General features: G+C 41.9%; 19 protein-coding genes and 1 other annotated feature. Of the genes, 18 read left to right on the top strand and 1 reads right to left on the bottom strand.

All coding sequences use genetic code 11. The features are described 5' to 3' along the window. The 18 genes from AC1Q59_RS07640 (at window position 1) to pyrE (ending at window position 19,188) form a co-directional block, all read left to right on the top strand. On the top strand, window positions 1-456 hold the full coding sequence (locus AC1Q59_RS07640) for a cell division protein SepF (protein WP_492365196.1): 456 nt from the start codon (window positions 1-3) through the stop codon (window positions 454-456). 6 nt (window positions 457-462) lie between these two features. Further along, the gene (locus AC1Q59_RS07635; RefSeq protein ID WP_492365195.1) at window positions 463-726 is read left to right on the top strand and encodes a YggT family protein; all 264 of its coding nucleotides are present in this window, start codon (window positions 463-465) and stop codon (window positions 724-726) included. Between the two features lie 70 nt (window positions 727-796). Next, window positions 797-1,570 (top strand): YlmH family RNA-binding protein, encoded by a 774-nt coding sequence (locus AC1Q59_RS07630; protein WP_492365194.1) that lies wholly within the window; start codon window positions 797-799, stop codon window positions 1,568-1,570. 161 nt (window positions 1,571-1,731) lie between these two features. Then, window positions 1,732-2,247: a DivIVA domain-containing protein gene (locus tag AC1Q59_RS07625; protein WP_492365193.1), complete on the top strand. Its 516-nt coding sequence runs from the start codon at window positions 1,732-1,734 to the stop codon at window positions 2,245-2,247. A gap of 48 nt (window positions 2,248-2,295) precedes the next feature. Continuing rightward, window positions 2,296-2,536 (top strand) — a binding site (T-box leader). 88 nt (window positions 2,537-2,624) lie between these two features. Further along, entirely contained in the window at window positions 2,625-5,396 is a 2,772-nt protein-coding gene (gene ileS / locus AC1Q59_RS07620; protein ID WP_492365192.1) for an isoleucine--tRNA ligase, read from the top strand. A 299-nt stretch (window positions 5,397-5,695) separates the two neighbouring features. Further along, a complete protein-coding gene (locus AC1Q59_RS07615) occupies window positions 5,696-5,980 on the top strand; it encodes a hypothetical protein (protein ID WP_492365191.1) in 285 nt (94 codons plus the stop codon). Window positions 5,981-6,035: 55 nt separating this feature from the next. Continuing rightward, on the top strand, window positions 6,036-6,554 hold the full coding sequence (lspA, locus tag AC1Q59_RS07610) for a signal peptidase II (RefSeq protein ID WP_492365372.1): 519 nt from the start codon (window positions 6,036-6,038) through the stop codon (window positions 6,552-6,554). Continuing rightward, window positions 6,526-7,437 (top strand): RluA family pseudouridine synthase, encoded by a 912-nt coding sequence (locus AC1Q59_RS07605; RefSeq protein ID WP_492365190.1) that lies wholly within the window; start codon window positions 6,526-6,528, stop codon window positions 7,435-7,437. The genes lspA and AC1Q59_RS07605 overlap by 29 nt, the downstream gene beginning before the upstream one ends. A gap of 186 nt (window positions 7,438-7,623) precedes the next feature. Next, window positions 7,624-8,166 carry a bifunctional pyr operon transcriptional regulator/uracil phosphoribosyltransferase PyrR gene (gene pyrR / locus AC1Q59_RS07600; protein ID WP_492365189.1) on the top strand — a complete coding sequence of 181 codons (543 nt, stop codon included), beginning with the start codon at window positions 7,624-7,626 and terminating at the stop codon, window positions 8,164-8,166. A gap of 55 nt (window positions 8,167-8,221) precedes the next feature. Continuing rightward, window positions 8,222-9,502 carry a uracil-xanthine permease family protein gene (locus tag AC1Q59_RS07595; protein WP_492365188.1) on the top strand — a complete coding sequence of 427 codons (1,281 nt, stop codon included), beginning with the start codon at window positions 8,222-8,224 and terminating at the stop codon, window positions 9,500-9,502. A 172-nt stretch (window positions 9,503-9,674) separates the two neighbouring features. After that, entirely contained in the window at window positions 9,675-10,613 is a 939-nt protein-coding gene (locus tag AC1Q59_RS07590; protein ID WP_492365187.1) for an aspartate carbamoyltransferase catalytic subunit, read from the top strand. Beyond that, window positions 10,576-11,862 carry a dihydroorotase gene (gene pyrC / locus AC1Q59_RS07585; protein WP_492365186.1) on the top strand — a complete coding sequence of 429 codons (1,287 nt, stop codon included), beginning with the start codon at window positions 10,576-10,578 and terminating at the stop codon, window positions 11,860-11,862. Before AC1Q59_RS07590 ends, pyrC begins: the two co-directional genes overlap by 38 nt. Then, window positions 11,859-12,965 (top strand): carbamoyl phosphate synthase small subunit, encoded by a 1,107-nt coding sequence (locus tag AC1Q59_RS07580; protein ID WP_492365185.1) that lies wholly within the window; start codon window positions 11,859-11,861, stop codon window positions 12,963-12,965. The genes pyrC and AC1Q59_RS07580 overlap by 4 nt, the downstream gene beginning before the upstream one ends. Next, window positions 12,944-16,156 carry a carbamoyl-phosphate synthase large subunit gene (gene carB, locus AC1Q59_RS07575; RefSeq protein WP_492365184.1) on the top strand — a complete coding sequence of 1,071 codons (3,213 nt, stop codon included), beginning with the start codon at window positions 12,944-12,946 and terminating at the stop codon, window positions 16,154-16,156. The genes AC1Q59_RS07580 and carB overlap by 22 nt, the downstream gene beginning before the upstream one ends. After that, window positions 16,156-16,932, top strand: coding sequence for a dihydroorotate dehydrogenase electron transfer subunit (locus AC1Q59_RS07570; RefSeq protein WP_492365371.1), 777 nt, complete (start codon window positions 16,156-16,158; stop codon window positions 16,930-16,932). Before carB ends, AC1Q59_RS07570 begins: the two co-directional genes overlap by 1 nt. Continuing rightward, window positions 16,929-17,846, top strand: coding sequence for a dihydroorotate dehydrogenase (locus AC1Q59_RS07565; RefSeq protein ID WP_492365183.1), 918 nt, complete (start codon window positions 16,929-16,931; stop codon window positions 17,844-17,846). The genes AC1Q59_RS07570 and AC1Q59_RS07565 overlap by 4 nt, the downstream gene beginning before the upstream one ends. Continuing rightward, window positions 17,843-18,559: an orotidine-5'-phosphate decarboxylase gene (gene pyrF, locus AC1Q59_RS07560; protein ID WP_492365182.1), complete on the top strand. Its 717-nt coding sequence runs from the start codon at window positions 17,843-17,845 to the stop codon at window positions 18,557-18,559. Before AC1Q59_RS07565 ends, pyrF begins: the two co-directional genes overlap by 4 nt. After that, a complete protein-coding gene (gene pyrE / locus AC1Q59_RS07555) occupies window positions 18,556-19,188 on the top strand; it encodes an orotate phosphoribosyltransferase (protein ID WP_492365181.1) in 633 nt (210 codons plus the stop codon). Before pyrF ends, pyrE begins: the two co-directional genes overlap by 4 nt. Before the next feature lie 35 nt (window positions 19,189-19,223). Here pyrE and AC1Q59_RS07550 read toward each other — a convergent pair whose 3' ends face one another. Further along, window positions 19,224-20,936 carry an Rqc2 family fibronectin-binding protein gene (locus AC1Q59_RS07550; protein WP_492365180.1) on the bottom strand — a complete coding sequence of 571 codons (1,713 nt, stop codon included), beginning with the start codon at window positions 20,934-20,936 and terminating at the stop codon, window positions 19,224-19,226. Window positions 20,937-21,115 lie beyond the last annotated feature (179 nt).

The raw sequence follows: 21,115 nt of genomic DNA, 5'->3' as shown, positions 1-21,115 counted from the left end.
ATGAGTCTTAAATCCAAGTTCAAAACATTTTTCTTTCTAGATGATGAATATGCTTATGATGAGGAAGAGATGGAACAGGAGGAAACAGAGCCTGTTAAACAATCGACGTCACATGCAGCAAAGCAGCAGCATGCCCAAAAGAACAATATTGTAAGCTTGCAAAGTGTGCAAAAATCATCCAAAGTTATTCTTGTTGAGCCGCGTGTCTATGCAGAGGCGCAGGATATTGCTGATCATTTAAAAAATCGCCGGGCAGTTGTAGTCAATTTGCAGAGGATTGAAAGGGATCAGGCAAAAAGAATTGTCGACTTTTTAAGCGGCACGGTCTATGCCATTGGCGGAGATATTCAAAAAATTGGTGCGGATATTTTCTTATGTACGCCAGATAACATTGAAGTCTCGGGCAATATCTCGCAAATTATGAGCGAAAACGATTTTGAAAATTCGAGGTGGTAAAATTTAATGGTAACTCTCTTTAGTATCATTGCGTCGCTTATTAATATTTATTCCTGGGCGTTAATCATCTATATTCTTTTATCATGGTTTCCAAATGCCAGAGAATCCGGAATTGGCCAATTTTTAGCCCGCATATGTGAACCGTATTTAGAGCCATTCCGTAAAATCATTCCTCCGCTTGGGATGATTGATATTTCACCAATTGTTGCCATTCTAGTCCTTCGCTTTGCAACGGACGGCTTGCGGCAGCTGTTTATTTGGATGATGTAAAAATGGGCTAAATATTTAGCCCTTTTTTACATTACAAGAGTTACATTTGGTAAGGAGAATAGGGGTACTTATGACAATCTACCAGCATTTTCGCCCAGAAGAAAAGGAATTTATCGATCAGGTGCTAAATTGGCGGCGTTCTGTCGAGGATACATATGCTCCAAGACTGACTGATTTTCTTGATCCCCGGGAACAGGATATCTTAAATAAAATCATCGGCAGCAATCAGGATGCCAAGGTAAAGCTTTTTGGCGGCTCCCCGGACACTGAAAGGCAACGGGCCATTATCTATCCGGAATATTATCAGGTTCAGGATGAAGATTTCAAAATTACTTTATTTGAAATTGACTATCCAAAAAAGTTCATCACCCTTGAGCACAGGCAAGTCCTTGGAAGCATCATGTCGCTTGGTTTAAAGAGAGGGAAATTTGGTGATATCATCTTTCAAGACGACAGGATTCAGTTTTTCGTGGCTGCTGATGTCGAAAGCTATGTTGAGCTAAATCTAACAGCAATTGGCCGGGCGTCGATTACCCTAAAAAAACAGGATCTTAATCAGGCTATGCGTACAAACGAGCATTGGCACGAAACCATTGCTATTGTTTCTTCTATGCGGCTAGATACAGTAGTGTCTTCTCTTAATAATATTTCCAGGCAAAAGTCCCAGGATCTTATCCATCAAGGCCTTGTGAAGGTAAATTGGACGTCTGTGGACAACCCTGCATTCGAATGCGGTGAAAAAGATGTTATTTCTGTTCGAGGCTATGGGAGATCAAAGATAATCGAAATCGAGGGGAAAACAAAGAAAGATAAATATAAGATTATTGCTGGGAAACAAAAATAACTGCATTATTACTAGGATTTGAGCGAAGATCCAAAAGCAGAAATAAGCTGCAGAAAAAAATAATTTATAAAATTTGCAGGATTTTGATGCACGCTGTCGAATTATCTGTTAGAACTTATATTATATAATCTTATTGAACACGATCATTGGGAGGTGGCAGCATGCCATTAACACCGTTAGATATTCATAACAAGGAATTCAGCAAAGGATTTCGCGGCTATGATGAAGACGAAGTAAACGAGTTTCTTGATCAAGTGATCAAGGATTATGAAATCCTTCTTCGCGAAAAAAAGGAATTAGAAGAAAAATTAAACGAGCAAAGTGATCGGATTGGTCATTTTACAAATATTGAAGAAACATTAAACAAATCAATCGTTGTTGCCCAGGAAGCTGCTGAAGAAGTGAGAAGACATGCGCAAAAGGAAGCAAAGCTTATTATCAAAGAGGCGGAAAAGAATGCTGACCGCATTGTCAATGAATCTTTATCAAAGGCGAGAAAAATAGCTTTAGAAATCGAAGAGCTTAAAAAGCAATCCAAGGTTTTCAGAACCCGATTTAAAATGCTGATTGAGGCTCAGCTTGACTTGCTGAATAATGATGACTGGGATCATCTGCTGGAATATCAGCTGGATGCGACTGAACTAAAATCTGTTCAAGAAGAGGATTCCTTAGCTTGACGAAACCCTTTTTTATGAATATAATTTTAAAACAAAGTATATTATGAAAAATGAACTATGAGAGGGACAGTACAAATTTACATTGTTTAGGTATAGCGAATCGGGGATGGTGGGAGCCCGAATACTAAGCTGAATTTGGAAGATCACCCTCGAGTTCCTGATTGAACATCCTTTTGGATTATTAGATTAAGGCGTTTCATTCACGTTAAGAATGTTTTGAGCGGATAGAAAACGCATGTTTTCTGTCTACAAGGGTGGTACCGCGGGAATAAACCTTCTCGTCCCTTTTTGGGATGAGAAGGTTTTTTTGTATTTTCTCGAATGTTAATTCTTTTAGTGGCAATCATGATGCTAGGAGCAAAATAGGAGGAATAGAAATGGATTTCAAAGATACTTTATTAATGCCAAAAACAGAATTTCCAATGCGCGGAAATCTTCCAAAGCGCGAACCAGAAATTCAGGAAAAATGGGACGAAAACGATATCTACAAAAAAGTACAGGAGCATACAAAAGGACGGCCAATGTTCGTTCTTCATGATGGCCCTCCATATGCCAACGGAGACATCCATATTGGTCATGCTTTAAATAAGATTTTAAAAGATATCATTGTTCGCCATAAGTCTATGAGCGGATTCAATGCACCATATGTTCCTGGATGGGATACACATGGATTGCCGATTGAACAGGCATTAACAAATAAAGGTGTTAACCGCAAAGAAATGACAGTTGCAGAATTCCGCAAGCTTTGTGAAGAATATGCATATGAGCAAATTGACAGTCAGCGCAGCCAATTCAAGCGTCTCGGTGTAAGAGGAGATTGGAAAAACCCTTACATTACACTCAAACCTGCATATGAAGCACAACAAATTAAGGTTTTCGGAGAAATGGCGAAAAAAGGCTATATTTACAAAGGCTTAAAGCCAGTCTATTGGTCTCCGTCATCAGAGTCTGCATTAGCTGAAGCTGAAATCGAATATAAAGACAAGAAATCTCCATCTATTTATGTTGCTTTTAAAGTAAAAGATGGCAAAGGTGTTCTTGATCATGATACAAAAATTGTCATTTGGACAACGACGCCTTGGACCATTCCGGCAAACCTTGGAATCTCCGTCCATCCAGAGCTTACTTATGCTGTTGTGGAAGAAAAGGGCCAAAAATATGTTGTGGCTAAAGATTTGCTTGAATCTGTAACCCAAGAGGTTGAATGGGAAAATCCTGAAGTGGTTAAAACCGTTAAGGGAAGCGAGCTTGAGTATATTATCGCTGAACACCCATTATATGGAAGAGATTCTTTGGTCATGCTGGGCGAGCACGTAACAACAGATGCGGGTACTGGCTGTGTTCATACAGCTCCTGGACACGGGGAAGATGACTTCATTGTCGGTCAAAAATATAAGCTGGATGTTTTAAGCCCTGTTGATGACCGCGGTCATATGACAAATGAAGCACCAGGCTTTGAAGGCTTGTTCTATGATGCGGCCAATAAGCCAATCACTGAAAAACTTCAAGAAGCAGGTGCTCTGCTTAAGCTTACATTTATTACTCACTCCTACCCGCATGACTGGAGAACAAAGAAGCCGGTTATTTTCCGGGCAACCGCTCAGTGGTTTGCATCAATTGACGCATTCCGCCAAGACTTGTTAACGGCAATCAATGAAACGAAATTTACTCCAGCCTGGGGTGAGACCCGCCTGTATAATATGGTGCGCGACCGCGGCGACTGGTGTATTTCCCGCCAGCGTGCATGGGGTGTTCCAATTCCAGTTTTCTATGCTGAAAATGGCGAGCCGATTATCACAGATGAAACTATTGATCATATCTCTAATTTATTCCGTGAAAATGGCTCAAATGTGTGGTTTGAAAGAGAAGCGAAGGAGCTTCTTCCAGAAGGCTTTACACATCCGGGAAGCCCGAATGGAAAATTTACAAAAGAAAACGATATTATGGATGTATGGTTTGATTCTGGTTCTTCACACCAGGCTGTCCTGCTTGAGCGTGACGACTTGCAAAGACCTGCAGATCTTTACCTTGAGGGATCTGACCAATATCGCGGATGGTTTAACTCTTCCTTGTCAACAGCAGTCGCAGTAACTGGCAAAGCACCATACAAGGGCATTTTAAGCCATGGCTTTGCATTGGACGGCGAAGGAAGAAAGATGAGTAAATCACTAGGGAATGTTGTAGTCCCTGCAAAGGTTATGAATCAGCTTGGTGCCGACATTTTAAGACTGTGGGTTTCATCAGTTGACTATCAGGCGGATGTGCGTGTATCAGATGCTATTTTAAAGCAGGTCTCAGAGGTTTACCGCAAGATCCGCAATACATTCCGCTTCTTGCTAGGCAATCTTGCTGATTTTAATCCGAAAACGGATGCGGTGGCTTATGAGAATCTGCGTGAGGTTGATCAATTTATCTTAGTTAAATTAAACAATTTAACTAAACAGGTGCTAGAAGCATATGATAAGTATGCTTACTCAGATATTTATCACGCAGTAAATAATTTCTGCACATTAGATCTTAGTGCCTTTTATCTTGATTTTGCAAAAGATATCCTTTATATCGAAGGCAGCGATCACCCAGATCGCCGTGCTATCCAAACAGTGCTTTATGAAAGTCTTTTATCTTTAACGAAATTGGTTTCTCCAATTTTAGCTCATACCGCAGACGAGGTTTGGACTTACATTCCTCATGTCGAAGAAGAAAGCGTACAGCTGACAGATATGCCAGAGTATAAAGAACTTCCAAACGCTAAGGAAATTGAAAGCAAGTGGAATTCCTTCATGAAGCTTCGCGACGATGTTCTTAAAGCATTGGAAGAAGCCCGAAATGAAAAGGTAATCGGTAAATCACTAACAGCAAAAGTAACAATGTACGTAAACGATAAAGCGAAAGCATTATTAGATTCTATTGATGAGGATCTAAAACAGCTATTCATCGTGTCAGCATTTGAAGTTGCCGGCAGATTAGAGGATGCACCGGAAAATGCCGTCAAATTCGAAAACACTGCTATCGTCGTTACCAAAGCAGAAGGCGAAACATGTGAACGCTGCTGGGTAGTAACACCTGAGGTTGGAAAGGTTGAAGAATTCGAAACCCTTTGCCCTCGCTGTGCAGAAGTTGTCAAAGATAATTACAGCCATTTAGTATAAGATTTTAAAAAAAGACCTGTCTCGAAATATTGAGACAGGTCTTTTTTGTTGAGTGAAAACTTATTGATTGGAGTGGAAGGTACGTAGACTCCTGGGGGATCAGCGTTGAAGTGAAACGTGCGCAGGAGCACGAGCGACGAGGAGGCTCACAAAATGCCCCCCTGAAAAGCGAAGCGCCCGGAGCGGAAATCAGTGCGCACTACCGTCAAAAGCTGTACGAATTGTAAAATCTTGCACCGTCTTTTCTTAAAATGAGCGGGAATAATACAAAGAAACCAATAAAGAACGGAGGAGCGTAAATGGATTCAAAAGTAGAAACCCTTTATTCGGAACTCCGTAAAACCAGACAAGAATTAATTGATAAATTAAATGATAAGAACGGTTCCCCTCTTGTACGGCCATTTATTCAAGAAGAACTTGCAGACATTGAAGACACCTTAAATAAAATGGAACTAGGCATGTTTGGCAAATGTGAAATCTCAGGTGAATTTATCCCAGAAGAACTATTATCTATGATACCCACAATCAAAACAATGGAGGATTGTAATAAAATGGACCGCTTTTATCGGAAGGCTATTTATTAATACTGTGTATTTCGCTTAAGAATGTGCTAAAATGCAAAGGGAACATATGAAAATTATGGAGGTTGCCTTTGTGTTTTTTTACATACTCGCCCTAATTATTATTGCGCTAGACCAGTTAACTAAATGGATGATTGTAAAAAATATGGAAATCGGTGAAAGCATAGAAGTGATCAGCAACTTTCTGTACATTACTTCCCACCGGAATAAAGGTGCAGCATGGGGGATTCTGCAGGGACAAATGTGGTTTTTTTACCTGATCACGATCGCTGTCATTATCGGAATCGTGTATTATATCCAAAAACAGGCAAAAGGAAAAGTGCTTTTGGGCATCTCATTGGGCTTAATGCTAGGCGGAGCCATAGGTAACTTTCTAGACCGGCTGTTCAGAAAAGAAGTCGTTGATTTCGTCAATACCTATATATTCGGATATGATTTCCCAATCTTTAATGTTGCGGACTCAAGCCTTGTCGTTGGGGTTGGGCTGCTTATGCTGCATATGCTGATGGAAGAAAGAGCGGTAAAAAAGGAGAAGGAGTCCGAGTCTCATGGAGAAAATGGAACACATCATTCCTGAGGAACAATCAGGAGAAAGAATAGACAAAATTCTTGCAGGCCTAAATGAAGAGTGGTCAAGAACTCAGGTTCAGCAATGGATCAAAGAGGGACATGTCCTTGTTAATGGCCAAAAGATAAAAACAAACTATAAATGCACACAAGACGACGAAATCGTCATTGAAATACCAGAACCAGAGGAATTGGATGTTATTCCTGAAGAAATGCCTTTGGATATTTACTTTGAAGATCAGGATGTGCTCGTTGTAAATAAGCCAAAAGGAATGGTGGTGCATCCTGCACCAGGGCATCTGACAGGAACGCTTGTAAATGGTTTAATGGCCCATTGCAAGGACTTATCAGGGATTAATGGTGTCATGCGGCCAGGAATTGTTCACCGCATTGATAAGGACACCTCAGGCTTATTAATGGTGGCAAAAAATGACCTTGCCCATGAAAGCTTAGTCAATCAGCTTGTGGAAAAAACGGTTACAAGAAAATATAAAGCAATTGTTCATGGTGTAATCCCGCATGACCATGGAACAATTGATGCGCCAATTGCCCGAGATCCAAAAGAAAGGCAGAGTATGGCGGTCATCGACAATGGAAAAAAAGCAGTCACACACTTTAAGGTGCTTGACCGCTTTAATGATTACACATTTATTGAGTGCCAATTAGAAACTGGTAGAACTCATCAGATTCGGGTGCATATGAAGTACATTGGCTACCCGTTGGCAGGCGACCCGAAGTATGGGCCGAGGAAAACATTAGATATTGGCGGACAAGCCCTGCATGCAGGGGTATTAGGGTTTATTCATCCTCGTTCAAAAGAATATCTGGAGTTTGAGGCCCCGCTGCCTGAATATTACCAGCAGCTGCTGGAGCAATTGAAAATAAATTATTGACAACTGCGGAATTTAGATCTAAACTAAAAACAGTTAAATAAGTCCTTTAAATCAGCCCCGTGAGGCTGAGAAGGAAACGGATAAATAATAGGGATAGGTATACCCTATTTGAATGTACACGTTTACCCTCTCGCCAACCGGTGAGAGGGTTTTGTATTATTTTAAAACAATCTTCGAGGTGATCATATGTCACAAAAAGCCATTGTTCTGGATGAACAAGCAATCCGCAGAGCCTTAACAAGGATTGCCCATGAAATTATCGAAAGAAATAAAGGGATCGAAGGCTGTGTCCTTGTTGGGATTAAAACAAGAGGAATTTATTTGGCAAAGCGATTAGCTGAACGAATTCAGCAGATTGAGGGAGCAAGCATTCCCGTTGGAGAGCTGGACATCACGCTTTATCGCGATGACCTAAGCAAGATAACAGTCAATGAAGAGCCTTTAGTAAAAGGTTCGGAAATTCCCATCGATATAACAAATCAAAAAGTCATATTAATTGACGACGTTCTTTATACAGGCAGAACGGTCCGGGCAGCACTGGATGCACTCGTTGACATTGGCAGACCATCCTCTGTACAGCTGGCTGTCTTAGTAGATCGAGGTCATCGTGAACTGCCGATTAGAGCGGATTATGTTGGGAAGAACATACCTACATCAAGCTCAGAAAAAATTGTCGTCGAATTAAAAGAAGTCGATGAACATGAACATGTAAGTATTTATGAGAATTAGGAAACCCTTTAAATAATAGTCCCGAGAGGCTAAAAAGGAATAGGAGAAATTATCAGTGAATAAGCCAGTACTAGATATAAATGATTTTCCAAGTAAAACGCAGCTTGTAACATTAAGTTTTCAGCATATGTTTGCCATGTTTGGGGCAACGATACTAGTTCCGAAATTAGTTGGACTAAGTCCGGCAATTGCGCTCTTAACGAGCGGGATTGCGACCATTATCTTTTTATTCATTACCCAATTTAAAGTTCCCGCCTACTTAGGCTCCTCATTCGCTTTTATCGCTCCTATCATGATTGCGAGCAATAATGGTGAGAATCCTGGAAATGCGATGATGGGGGCAATGGCTGTTGGAATCACCTATGGCATTGTTTCACTAATTATCTGGAAATCGGGTTATAAGTGGTTAATGCGTCTTCTGCCGCCGATCGTCGTTGCTCCAGTCATCATGGTTATCGGGCTCGGTTTATCAGGAACAGCGGTAGACATGGCGATGAATGTCAATGGGGAATATAGTTTCTTACACTTTACAGCGGCACTTGTTACCTTGTTTTCAGCCATTGTTTTTAATGTATACTTCAAAAACATTTTAAGTGCCATGCCGATTTTGCTTGGCTTAATCATAGGGTATGTTTATTCAGCACTCATTGGAATTATTGATTACACGGCGGTGAAAGAAGCAAAGTGGTTTGCCATGCCTGACTTCTTAGTACCAGGCATCCACTATGAATTTAATATAACGTCGTCAATTTTACTGGCTATGGTACCTATTGTATTAGTTACAATATCTGAGCATATCGGGCATCAGTTAGTGCTTGGAAAGGTAGTCAACCGCAACTATATTAAAGATCCAGGGTTACACCGTTCCATCCTTGCAGATGGCTTAGGTACATTTGTCAGTTCGTTTATCGGCGGACCGCCAAAAACTACTTACGGCGAAAATATTGGTGTACTAGCAATTACACGAGTCTATTCAGTCTATGTTATCTTTGGAGCTGCAGTCATAGCCATCCTGTTCTCGTTTTTAGGTAAAGCGATGGCGTTAATACAAACCATTCCAGTTGCTGTTCTAGGCGGAATATCTATTCTGCTGTTCGGTATCATCGCATCAAGCGGTTTAAGGATGCTTGTTGAAAATAATATAGATTTCGGCAATAATCGAAACCTTGTAATCTCTTCAGTTATATTAGTAGTAGGCATTGGCGGAGCTGCATTAAGGTTTACAGAAAGCTTTGCCATTGAAGGAATGGCACTGGCAGCCATCGTGGGGGTCATTTTAAACCTCATTCTGCCAGGAAGAGAAGTTGTTGTGGATGACGAAGAAGCAACTTCATAAGTAATACCTTTTAATAAAGTCCAGTGAGACTTGGAAGGGTGTTGAAAAAGTAAATGACAGGTCTAAGCAGGCCAGTTGTCAAACTTTTTCAAATGTTCAACACCCTGTCACGATGTCAGGGTGTTTTTTTTCGCCCAGGATGTACACTTAAAACTAAGGGAGGCGACCGCAAATGAAACATTTGCTAACGACAACGGATCTGAAGATTGACGAAATTCACAGTATTCTTTCTGATGCTCAGAGCTTTATAGACGGCCATACTTGGAGGCCAAAAGAAAAAGTGTTTGTGGCAAATCTCTTTTTTGAAAATAGTACACGGACAAAATGCAGCTTTGAGGTTGCAGAGAGACGGCTTGGGTTAGATATCATCCCCTTTGAGGTAAGCACCTCAAGCGTATCTAAAGGCGAAACACTGTATGACACAGTGAAAACCCTTGAAGCCATCGGGGTGAATGCTGTAGTAATCCGGCATAATCAAGACAGGTATTTTGACGAATTAATGGGTACAAATAAAGTTTCTATCATTAATGCAGGCGATGGATGCGGACACCATCCAACACAGTCACTTCTTGATCTGTTAACGATACAGCAGGAATTTGGCACTTTTAAAGGGCTCAAGGTTGCAATAATAGGAGATATCAGCCATAGCAGGGTGGCAAGATCAAATGCAGATACCTTAGTCCGTCTAGGGGCAAAAGTTGTTTTCTCTGGACCGAAAGAATGGTTTGATGAGGAAATGATTAAAAATGGCCATTATGAGGACATTGACACGGCGGTTGAAACGTCTGATGTTGTTATGCTTCTAAGAATTCAGCACGAACGCCATAAAGAAAAAGAAAATAGAACAGCTGAAGAATATCATCGCGATTATGGCTTAACGGAAGAAAGAGAAAGAAAAATGAAGCCGGGAAGTATTATCATGCATCCTGCTCCAGTTAATCGGGATGTTGAAATCGCTGATAGTTTAGTAGAATGTGAGCGTTCTAGAATCTTTAAGCAAATGCAAAATGGTGTTTATATAAGAATGGCAGTTTTGAAAAGATCCATTGAACAATCTGAGAGGAGCGGTAAACATGTCAACACTGATAAAAAATGGCCAGTTGCTAACTAATGAAGGTGAGCTAGTTAAAGCAGATATCTACATCCAAGAGGGAATTATTAAGGAAATAGGTTCGGAAATAACTAAAGAAGCACTTGAAACTATTGATGCTGGCGGACTTCTTATTGCTCCTGGGTTTATTGATGTTCACATCCATTTGCGAGAGCCCGGCGGCGAAAAGAAGGAAACGATTGAGACCGGAACAATGGCAGCTGCAAGAGGCGGATTCACAACAGTTGCTGCCATGCCGAATACCAGACCTGTACCAGATTCAAAGGAACAATTAGAAAATCTAAATAAAAGAATTGAAGAAAAGGCATCTGTCCGCGTTCTTCCCTACGCTTCTATTACAATCCGCGAACTTGGTGAAGAACTGACAGATTTCCAAGCACTTAAAGATGCTGGAGCATTTGCCTTCACAGATGATGGGGTTGGCATTCAATCAGCAGCGATGATGCTTGAAGCAATGAAGCGAGCTGCAGCAATCGATATGCCAATTGTTGCACACTGTGAGGAAGACACCCTAATAAATAAGGGTTCCGTTCATGAAGGCAAATTCTCTAAAGAGCACGGAATCAATGGCATTCCCTCTGTTTGCGAATCAGTACATATCGCAAGGGACGTACTTTTAGCCGAAGCGGCAGATTGTCATTACCATGTTTGTCATATAAGCACAAAGGAATCTGTCAGAACCGTCCGTGATGCAAAAAGAGCAGGAATCAAGGTAACAGCTGAGGTAACACCGCATCATCTTTTGTTGTGTGAAGATGACATTCCTGGTCTTGACGCTAATTACAAAATGAATCCGCCATTACGCAGTGCAGAGGACAAGAAAGCTTTAATCGAAGGTCTTTTAGATGGAACAATCGATTTCATTGCAACAGACCATGCACCGCATACGGCTGAGGAAAAGGCTGAAGGCATGAAGCTTGCACCATTTGGAATTGTTGGACTCGAAACCGCATTTCCTCTTCTATACACATACTTTGTTGAAAAAGGAATCTTGACGCTAAAGCAGCTTATCGATTTCTTGACAATCAAGCCTGCTCAAAGCTTTAAGCTCTCTTCTGGAAAGCTAGAAGAAGGGGCAGCGGCAGATATCGTATTAATTGATTTAAACCGGGCCGAAGAAATTAATCCGGAAAACTTTTTATCCAAAGGCAAAAATACGCCTTTTGCCGGCTGGGAATGTAAAGGCTGGCCTGTTTTGACAATGGTTAATGGGAAAATTGCATGGAATAAAGGGAGTGTAACAGCATGAAAAGACAGCTCATTCTAGAAGATGGCACAGTTTTTATCGGGGAAGGCTTTGGCAGTGAAACAGGCACAATCGGTGAGGTTGTCTTTAACACAGGTATGACAGGATACCAGGAAGTTCTCTCTGATCCATCCTATTGCGGTCAAATTGTCACTTTGACTTATCCGCTGATCGGAAACTATGGAATTAACCGGGATGACTTCGAATCTATCAACCCTGCCATCCATGGATTTATCGTAAAAGAAGCCGCAGAGTTTCCATCAAATTGGCGCAGCGAAAAATCATTGAATGAATTCTTCCAAATTAAAAATATTCCAGGTATCGCAGGAATTGATACGAGAAAACTGACAAGAATTATCAGAAAGTATGGAACTTTAAAGGGTGCCATTTGCAGCATGGAGGAAAATGCGGAATCTGTCATTGAAAAATTGCGGGCGGTAAAACTCCGAAATGATCAGGTGAAGCAGGTTTCCACAAAAACACCATATCCAAGCCCTGGCAGGGGCAGACGTGTGGTTCTTGTTGACTTCGGGATGAAGCACGGGATTTTAAGAGAATTAAATAAACGCGATTGTGATGTGATTGTTGTTCCTTACAATACATCTGCTCAGGAAATTTTAAATTTAAGCCCTGATGGGGTCATGCTTTCAAACGGACCTGGAGACCCAAAAGACGTTCCAGAAGCCATCGAAATGATCAAGGGATTGTTAGGAAAGGTTCCTGTGTTTGGCATTTGCCTAGGGCATCAGCTATTTGCCCTTGCGTGCGGAGCAAATACGGAAAAGATGAAATTTGGCCATCGCGGCTCCAATCATCCAGTAAAAGATCTGAACACTGGAAAGGTAGCACTTACATCACAAAATCACGGATATACAGTCAATCAGGATTCCATTGCCGGAACACGGCTTGAAGTCACGCATGTTGCGTTAAATGACGGAACGGTTGAAGGCTTAAAGCATAAAGATGTTTCTGCCTTTACAGTGCAATACCATCCGGAAGCTTCGCCTGGACCTGAGGATGCCAACGGTTTATTTGAACAATTCTTGCAAATGATCGAATCTGAAAAACAGGAAGGTGCAAACACATGCCAAAGCGTACAGATATAAACAGTATTTTAGTTATCGGATCAGGACCTATTGTCATCGGTCAAGCAGCTGAATTTGACTACGCAGGAACACAGGCTTGTATCGCCCTTAAAGAAGAAGGGTATCGAGTCATCCTTATCAACTCAAACCCTGCCACCATTATGACAGATACAGAAATTGCGGATGCCGTTTATATCGAACCGCTTACGCTGGAGTTTGTCAGCAGAATTATTAGAAAAGAGCGTCCAGATGCATTAGTGCCAACACTTGGCGGCCAGACAGGTCTAAATATGGCTGTAGAGCTTGCCAAATCTGGAGTATTAGAAGAATGCGGAGTTGAAATCCTAGGCACAAGACTTTCAGCGATCGAAAAAGCAGAAGACCGTGACCTGTTTAGAACGCTAATGAACGAGCTTGGCGAACCAGTGCCGGAAAGTGCTATTATCCATTCATTAGAGGAAGCCTATGCGTTTGTAGAAGAAATCGGCTACCCAATCATTGTTCGTCCGGCATTTACACTGGGCGGAACTGGCGGCGGTATCTGCTCTGACGAGGAAGAATTGATCGAAATCGTATCGAGCGGTTTAAAGAACAGTCCTGTTCACCAATGTCTGCTAGAAAAAAGCATCGCTGGATTTAAAGAAATCGAGTATGAAGTGATGAGAGACGCTAACGACAATGCTATTGTGGTTTGTAACATGGAGAATTTCGATCCTGTGGGCGTTCATACAGGTGACTCCATTGTTGTTGCACCTAGCCAGACACTTAGCGACCGTGAATACCAGCTTTTAAGAAATGCTTCATTAAAAATTATACGCGCCCTAGAAATTGAAGGGGGCTGTAACGTTCAGCTAGCACTTGACCCGAACAGCTTCAATTACTTCATTATCGAGGTAAACCCAAGGGTAAGCCGTTCTTCAGCACTAGCTTCAAAGGCAACAGGTTACCCGATTGCGAAGCTAGCAGCTAAAATCGCTGTCGGCCTTACTTTGGACGAAATGATTAATCCTGTAACAGGGAAAACATATGCTTGCTTTGAACCTGCGCTAGACTATATCGTCAGTAAAATCCCTCGCTGGCCATTTGATAAATTCGAGTTGGCCAACCGCTCTTTAGGAACACAAATGAAGGCGACCGGAGAAGTAATGGCAATCGGCCGGACATTTGAAGAATCCTTACTAAAGGCAGTACGCTCACTGGAAGCTAATGTCTATCATTTGGCTTTAAATGACACGTCAGATATCGATGATAGTCTAATAGAAAAACGGATCCGCAAAGCGGGAGATGAGCGTCTCTTCTATATTGGCGAAGCCCTAAGAAGAGGGGTCACCATCGAAACCATCCATGAATGGAGTAAAATTGATTTATTCTTCCTGAACAAAATGCAAAAAATCGTTGCTTTTGAAGATAAAGTTGCCGCAAATCCATTTGATCTTGAAATAGCAAAAAAAGCGAAAGAAATGGGATTTGCTGATATGACCATCGCCAAGCTGTGGAATACGACAGAATTAGAAGTGTATCAATGGCGTGGAAAAGAAGGCATCATTCCTGTCTATAAAACTGTTGATACTTGTGCAGCAGAGTTTGAATCAGAAACACCTTACTATTACGGAACATATGAAGAAGAAAATGAATCCATCGTAACTGACAGAAAAAGTGTCGTTGTACTAGGTTCAGGACCAATCAGAATTGGCCAGGGAGTTGAATTTGACTACGCAACTGTCCATTCCGTATGGGCAATTAAAGAAGCCGGCTATGAGGCAATCATCATTAACAACAACCCAGAAACAGTTTCAACAGATTTCAGTATTTCAGACAAGCTTTATTTTGAGCCGCTTACTTTAGAAGACGTCATGCATATTATCGACCTTGAAAAACCAGAAGGCGTTGTCGTGCAATTCGGCGGCCAGACAGCCATTAACCTAGCAGCTGGCCTTGTGGAAAGAGGCGTGAAAATTCTTGGCACATCACTTGAAAATCTTGACCGTTCAGAAGACAGAGATAAATTTGAACAAGCACTTTCAGAACTAAACATCCCAATGCCAAAAGGAAAAACAGCCTTATCTGTTGAAGAGGCCATGGCGATTGCAAGCGACATTGGCTATCCAGTTCTTGTACGCCCATCCTATGTCCTTGGCGGGAGGGCAATGGAAATTGTCTATAAGGAAGAAGAGCTTCTCCATTACATGAAAAATGCAGTGAAAATCAATCCTGAACATCCAGTGCTTATTGACCGTTACTTAACAGGTAAAGAAATTGAAGTGGATGCGATTTGCGATGGTGAAAGCGTACTGATTCCTGGAATCATGGAGCATATTGAACGTTCTGGTGTACACTCCGGGGATTCAATCGCGGTATATCCGCCGCAAAACATATCAGAGGCCGTAAAAACGCAGCTGGTGGAATACACTGAGAAACTTGCAAAAGGCCTGGGCATTATCGGTCTGCTGAATATTCAATACATTGTTGCAGACGAAGAAGTATTTGTCATTGAAGTAAATCCGCGATCTAGCCGTACAGTGCCTTTCTTGAGCAAAATAACAAACGTGCCAATGGCTAAAATTGCAACAAAGGTCATTCTTGGCCATTCCCTGAAGGAATTAGGCTTTGAGACAGGACTTGTACCAGAGAAAAAAGGAGTGTACGTGAAAGTTCCGGTATTCTCCTTTGCCAAATTAAGACGTGTAGATACAACATTAGGGCCGGAAATGAAATCAACCGGCGAGGTAATGGGTAAAGATGTCACATTAGAAAAAGCGCTATATAAAGGGTTAGTAGCTTCAGGTATGAATATCCATGCTTTTGGCTCAGTCCTTATGACGATTGCTGATAAGGATAAAGAGGAAGCCTTAGCACTTGCTAAGCGTTTTGCTGCCATCGGTTATCGATTAATGGCGACATGCGGCACAGCTAATTTCCTAAAAGAGAATGGCATCCATGTGACGACTGTCGGCAAGATCGGCTCAGAAGGACCAAATTTACTCGATGTGATTAAGAACGGAAAAGCACAAATCATCATTAATACCCTGACAAAAGGAAAGCAGCCGGAAAGAGACGGATTCCGCATTCGCCGTGAAGCGGTAGAAAATGGAGTTCCATGTCTGACATCACTCGATACTGCGGGGGCCATTCTGCAGGTTATCGAATCAATGAACTTCTCAGTCGATGCGATGGAAGTACAGGCTGCAGCCCAGGAGGCAGTTTTAATATGATAAAAAAGGAATTATGCAAGATTGTTGCACAAGCAGAAATAGCCGAACATATCTATGAGCTCACCCTTCAAGGTGAGCTTGTTCGCGAAATGAATGAACCTGGACAATTTGTTCATATCAAAGTATCTGACCAATTGGATCCGCTTTTAAGAAGACCCATCAGCATTGCTGAAATAAATAAAAATGAAAATCAATTTAAAATGATTTATCGTGCTGGCGGAAAGGGAACAAACCTGCTTTCCAAGAAACAGCCGGGAGAATTTCTTGATGTTTTAGGCCCTTTAGGACATGGATTTCCTGTTGATGAAGCCAATACGGGAGAAACAGCCCTGCTGGTCGGCGGCGGAATCGGTGTTCCCCCTTTATATGAACTATCAAAGCAGCTTGTAAGTAATGGGGTTAAAGTTATCCACGTGCTCGGGTTCCAGTCAGCAAATGCTGTCTTTTATGACAAGGCGTTTGCAGAGCTTGGTGAGACTTATGTGGCAACAGCTGACGGCAGCTTTGGCGCGAAGGGATTTGTTACAGATGTCATAAGTGATGAAAACCTTCAATTTGATATTCTGTACTCATGCGGGCCAACACCTATGCTGAAAGCACTTGAACAGGGACATAAAGACAAAAGAGCCTACTTATCGCTTGAGGAAAGAATGGGCTGCGGCATTGGCGCTTGTTTTGCCTGTGTCTGCCATACGGGAGACGACCCAGAGGGAACTTCCTATAAAAAGGTTTGTTCAGATGGGCCTGTGTTTAAAGCTGGGGAGGTCGTATTATGAGTTCATTACAAATCAAATTACCCGGTTTAGATTTAAAAAATCCTGTCATGCCAGCTTCCGGCTGTTTTGGCTTTGGTAGAGAATTCAGCAAGCTTTATGATTTAAGCGGGCTCGGTGCCATTATGATTAAAGCGACTACACAAGAAGTACGATTTGGCAACCCGACACCGCGTGTAGCAGAAACTCCTGGAGGAATGCTTAATGCCATTGGATTACAAAATCCCGGATTGGAAAAAGTAATCAATGAAGAACTAAAATGGCTTGAACAGTTCGATGTGCCGATCATTGCAAATGTGGCTGGTTCACAGGAAGAAGACTATGTGGCGGTTGCCAGGGAAATCTCAAAAGCACCGAATGTTCATGCGTTGGAATTAAATATTTCCTGCCCAAATGTAAAAACAGGCGGAATTGCTTTTGGTACAATTCCTGAAGTAGCAAAAGATCTGACAAAAAAGGTGAAAGAGGTTTCAGAGGTACCTGTCTATGTCAAGCTATCGCCCAATGTGACAAATATTGTTGAAATGGCAAAAGCAGCTGAGGACGGCGGTGCTGACGGGCTTACCATGATTAATACCTTAGTTGGCATGAGACTGGACTTGAAGACTGGCAAACCGGTATTAGCTAATAAAACAGGCGGGCTATCGGGCCCAGCTGTCAAGCCAGTTGCGATTCGCATGATTTATGAAGTCAGCCAAAATGTCTCTCTCCCTATTATTGGCATGGGCGGCATCCAATCCGCAGAAGATGTGATTGAATTCTTTTATGCAGGTGCCAGTGCAGTAGCGGTTGGAACAGCTAATTTTGTTGATCCTTTCGTCTGTCCATCTATCATCGAGGAGCTGCCAGTACTGTTAAATGAACTCGGCTTTGAACATATATCGGAATGTACCGGGAGGAGCTGGAAGCAGAAATGAACAACTCACTTATAATCGCTCTTGATTTTGCCGGAAAACAAGAAGTTTTGCAATTTTTAGAGGGCTTTGGCAAGGAAAAATTATTTCTTAAAGTTGGTATGGAGCTTTTTTATCAGGAAGGTCCCAGCATCATATATGAATTGAAGGAAAAGGGCCATGATTTATTTCTTGATTTAAAGCTGCATGATATTCCAAACACGGTTAAAAGTGCCATGAAAGGACTTGCTAAATTAGGCACAGACCTTGTCAATGTGCATGCTGCCGGAGGAAAGGAAATGATGGAGGCGGCACTTGAGGGATTAGAGGCAGGAAGTATTGCGGGAAAAACACGTCCAGCTTGTATTGCTGTTACTCAATTAACAAGCACCTCCGAACAGCAAATGCAGCAGGATCAGCTTATAACTGCTTCCCTGGAGGAATCCGTCCTTCATTATGCCGGATTAGCGAATAGTGCGGGCTTGGATGGCGTTGTTTGTTCAACCTATGAATCCAAGTCTATTCATGAAAAACTTGGCGATGGATTTTTAACGGTTGCCCCGGGGATCCGTTTAAAAACGGATGCTGTACAGGATCAAAAACGTGTGGCCACTCCTGAATTTGCTAAATCCCAGGGGGTATCAGCCATTGTCGTAGGCCGGTCCATCACAAGGGCAGAAAATCCGTTTGAAAAATATTTATTGGTGAAAAAAGCTTGGGAGGGCATCTTGGAATGAAACAAAAATTGATAGCGGAGAAATTACTTGACATAAATGCTGTAACATTAAAGCCTAATGAACCATTTACATGGTCTTCTGGTTTACGTGCACCGATCTACTGCGATAATCGCCTCACATTATCCTACCCGGCAGTCCGCAGGGAAATTGCTGCAGGCTTACAGGAATTAATCAATGAGAAGTTTCCAGGTGCTGATCTAATTGCAGGAACAGCTACCGCAGGAATTCCTCATGCGGCATGGGTAAGTGAATTAATGGATCTTCCGATGTGCTATGTCCGTTCAAAGCCAAAAGGCCATGGACAGGGCAATCAGATTGAAGGCAAAGCTGAACAGGGACAAAAGGTTGTTGTTGTTGAAGATTTAATCTCAACTGGCGGCAGTGTCATTACAGCTGTTGAAGCTTTAAGAAATGCAGGCTGTGAAGTATTAGGGGTTGTTGCAATTTTCACCTATCAGCTAGAAAAGGGCAAACAATTATTAGCAGATGCCGGAATTACAGCTTACACGCTGACAGACTTTGGAACACTATCAGAGGTTGCAAAGGAAAAGGGATATATCCAGGCAGAAGATATGCAAAAGCTGGCTGAATGGAGAAAAGACCCTGTAGAATGGGGCAGCTCACACTAAAAGATAGAAAAAAGGCAGGCGAATATCGCCTGTCTTTATTCTTGCCTCAAGGAGAGAACCATTTCTTCATCTGGGGTTACATATACTGTTTGCTGATTGTCATAAATGACAAAGCCTGGCTTTGCTCCGCTAGGTTTTTTTACATGACGGACCCGGGTAAAATCAACAGGCACTGCACTTGATGCTCTGGCTTTGCTAAAATACGCAGCAAGTGATGCGGCTTCCAAAATCGTTTTCTCTGATGGCTCTTTGCTTCGGATTACTACATGCGAGCCGGGAATATCCTTGGTATGGAGCCAAATTTCATCTCTTGCCGCCAGTTTGTTGGTTAAATAATCATTTTGTTTATTATTTTTTCCAACTAATATTTCTGTCCCATCCGTTGCTGTATAACGATCAAGGACAGGCTTTGAGTTCAGATTCTTTTTCTTATGCCGTTTCTGTTTTTCCTTAAGATATCTGCCCTCAACGAGTTCCTCGCGTATTTCTTCAATGTCCTTTGGTGAAGCTGTCTCAACCTGCTGAAGCAATGAGTCAAAATAGGTTAGTTCGTCCTTTGCTTTTTCAATCTGTTCCTTTACGATGTTTACGGCATTTTTTGCCTTTTGGTATCTTGAGAAATACTTCTGTGCATTTTCTGATGGTGTTTTTTGCACGTCCAAAGGAATCTTGACTAATGAGCCGTCCTCAGAGTAATAATTGATGACTTCAACTTCCTTCATTCCTTTTTGGATAGTATACATATTTGCTGTGATCAGCTCGCCAAAAAGCTTATGAATATCCGCATTTTCCGCTTCCTTTAAGGTGGCTAGCAGCTTATCGATTTTCTTCTCATTTTTCTCTTTTTCATTAATAATAAAATGTTCTAAATCATTAGCCTGCTGGTGAACACGATCCCTTTGGGCCTTTCCAAAATAGAAGCGGTCAAGCATTTCGCTTAATGTATCGAAATGTCTATAGTCCCCGTTTAAATGTTCCAATGGCAGGAGATAATAGTTTTCCTTTGTGCCGCTGCCAGTGATGGCTGGCTGAATTCTGTGATCTCTTAGGGCATCAATCATCTGTAAAAACGCTTTTGGCAGTGTTGTACGATTGGCAAGCCCGGCGTGATGAAGAATTTCCCTGGCAAACAGCGGGGAAATTCCAGAAAAGGCGGCAACAATTTGTTTATCAAGCTTGCCGCTATTAAAATCGATCCGCTTTAATATCTCTGTTTCGTCAGCTTCAAACGGATTAAATTTGTTCTGCGCAGGCGGCAGAATATATTCATGGCCAGGCAATATGGCACGATGGCTATTGACTGCAAACGAAATATGTTTAATGCTGTCAAGAATCATATTTTTCGTTTTATCCACCAAGGTGATATTGCTGTGCCTTCCCATAATTTCTACAATCAATTGCTTATTAGAGATATCCCCGATTTCATTCCTGCCCTTTATTTCAAAAATAATGATTCGGTCCATTTCAATCTGATGAATATCCTCAAGAAGGAATCCTTCCAGGTGTTTTCTAAGAAGCATGCAAAACATTGGAGGCTCAGAAGGATTATCATGGCTTTCATTTGTCAGCTGCACCCTTGAATAGCTTGGATGTGCAGATAGCAGGAGCTTATGATTTTTACCATTTGCCCTGATAATCATGATGATTTCATTTTTATATGGCTGATGAATTTTATTAATTCGGCCGCCCTTTAATTTTTTCGAAAGCTCTTCGGTCATCGCTCTAGTAAATAATCCATCGAATGACATGGCGACACTCCCTTTACATTATATTTATGTAGGCAAATAGGTTTTTCAGTATGTCAGCGCTAGGTTAAGAGTAGAAGTTGATTTCCGCTCTTAGGCGCTGCGCTTTCCGGGGGGCGTTTTGCGAGCCTCCTCGGAACGATCCGTTCCTGTGGGGTCTCGCTTCAACGCTGATCCCCCAG

It is taken from the genome of Cytobacillus sp. MT66 (assembly GCF_058792595.1).
This window is presented reverse-complemented; position numbering and strand designations above follow the sequence as displayed.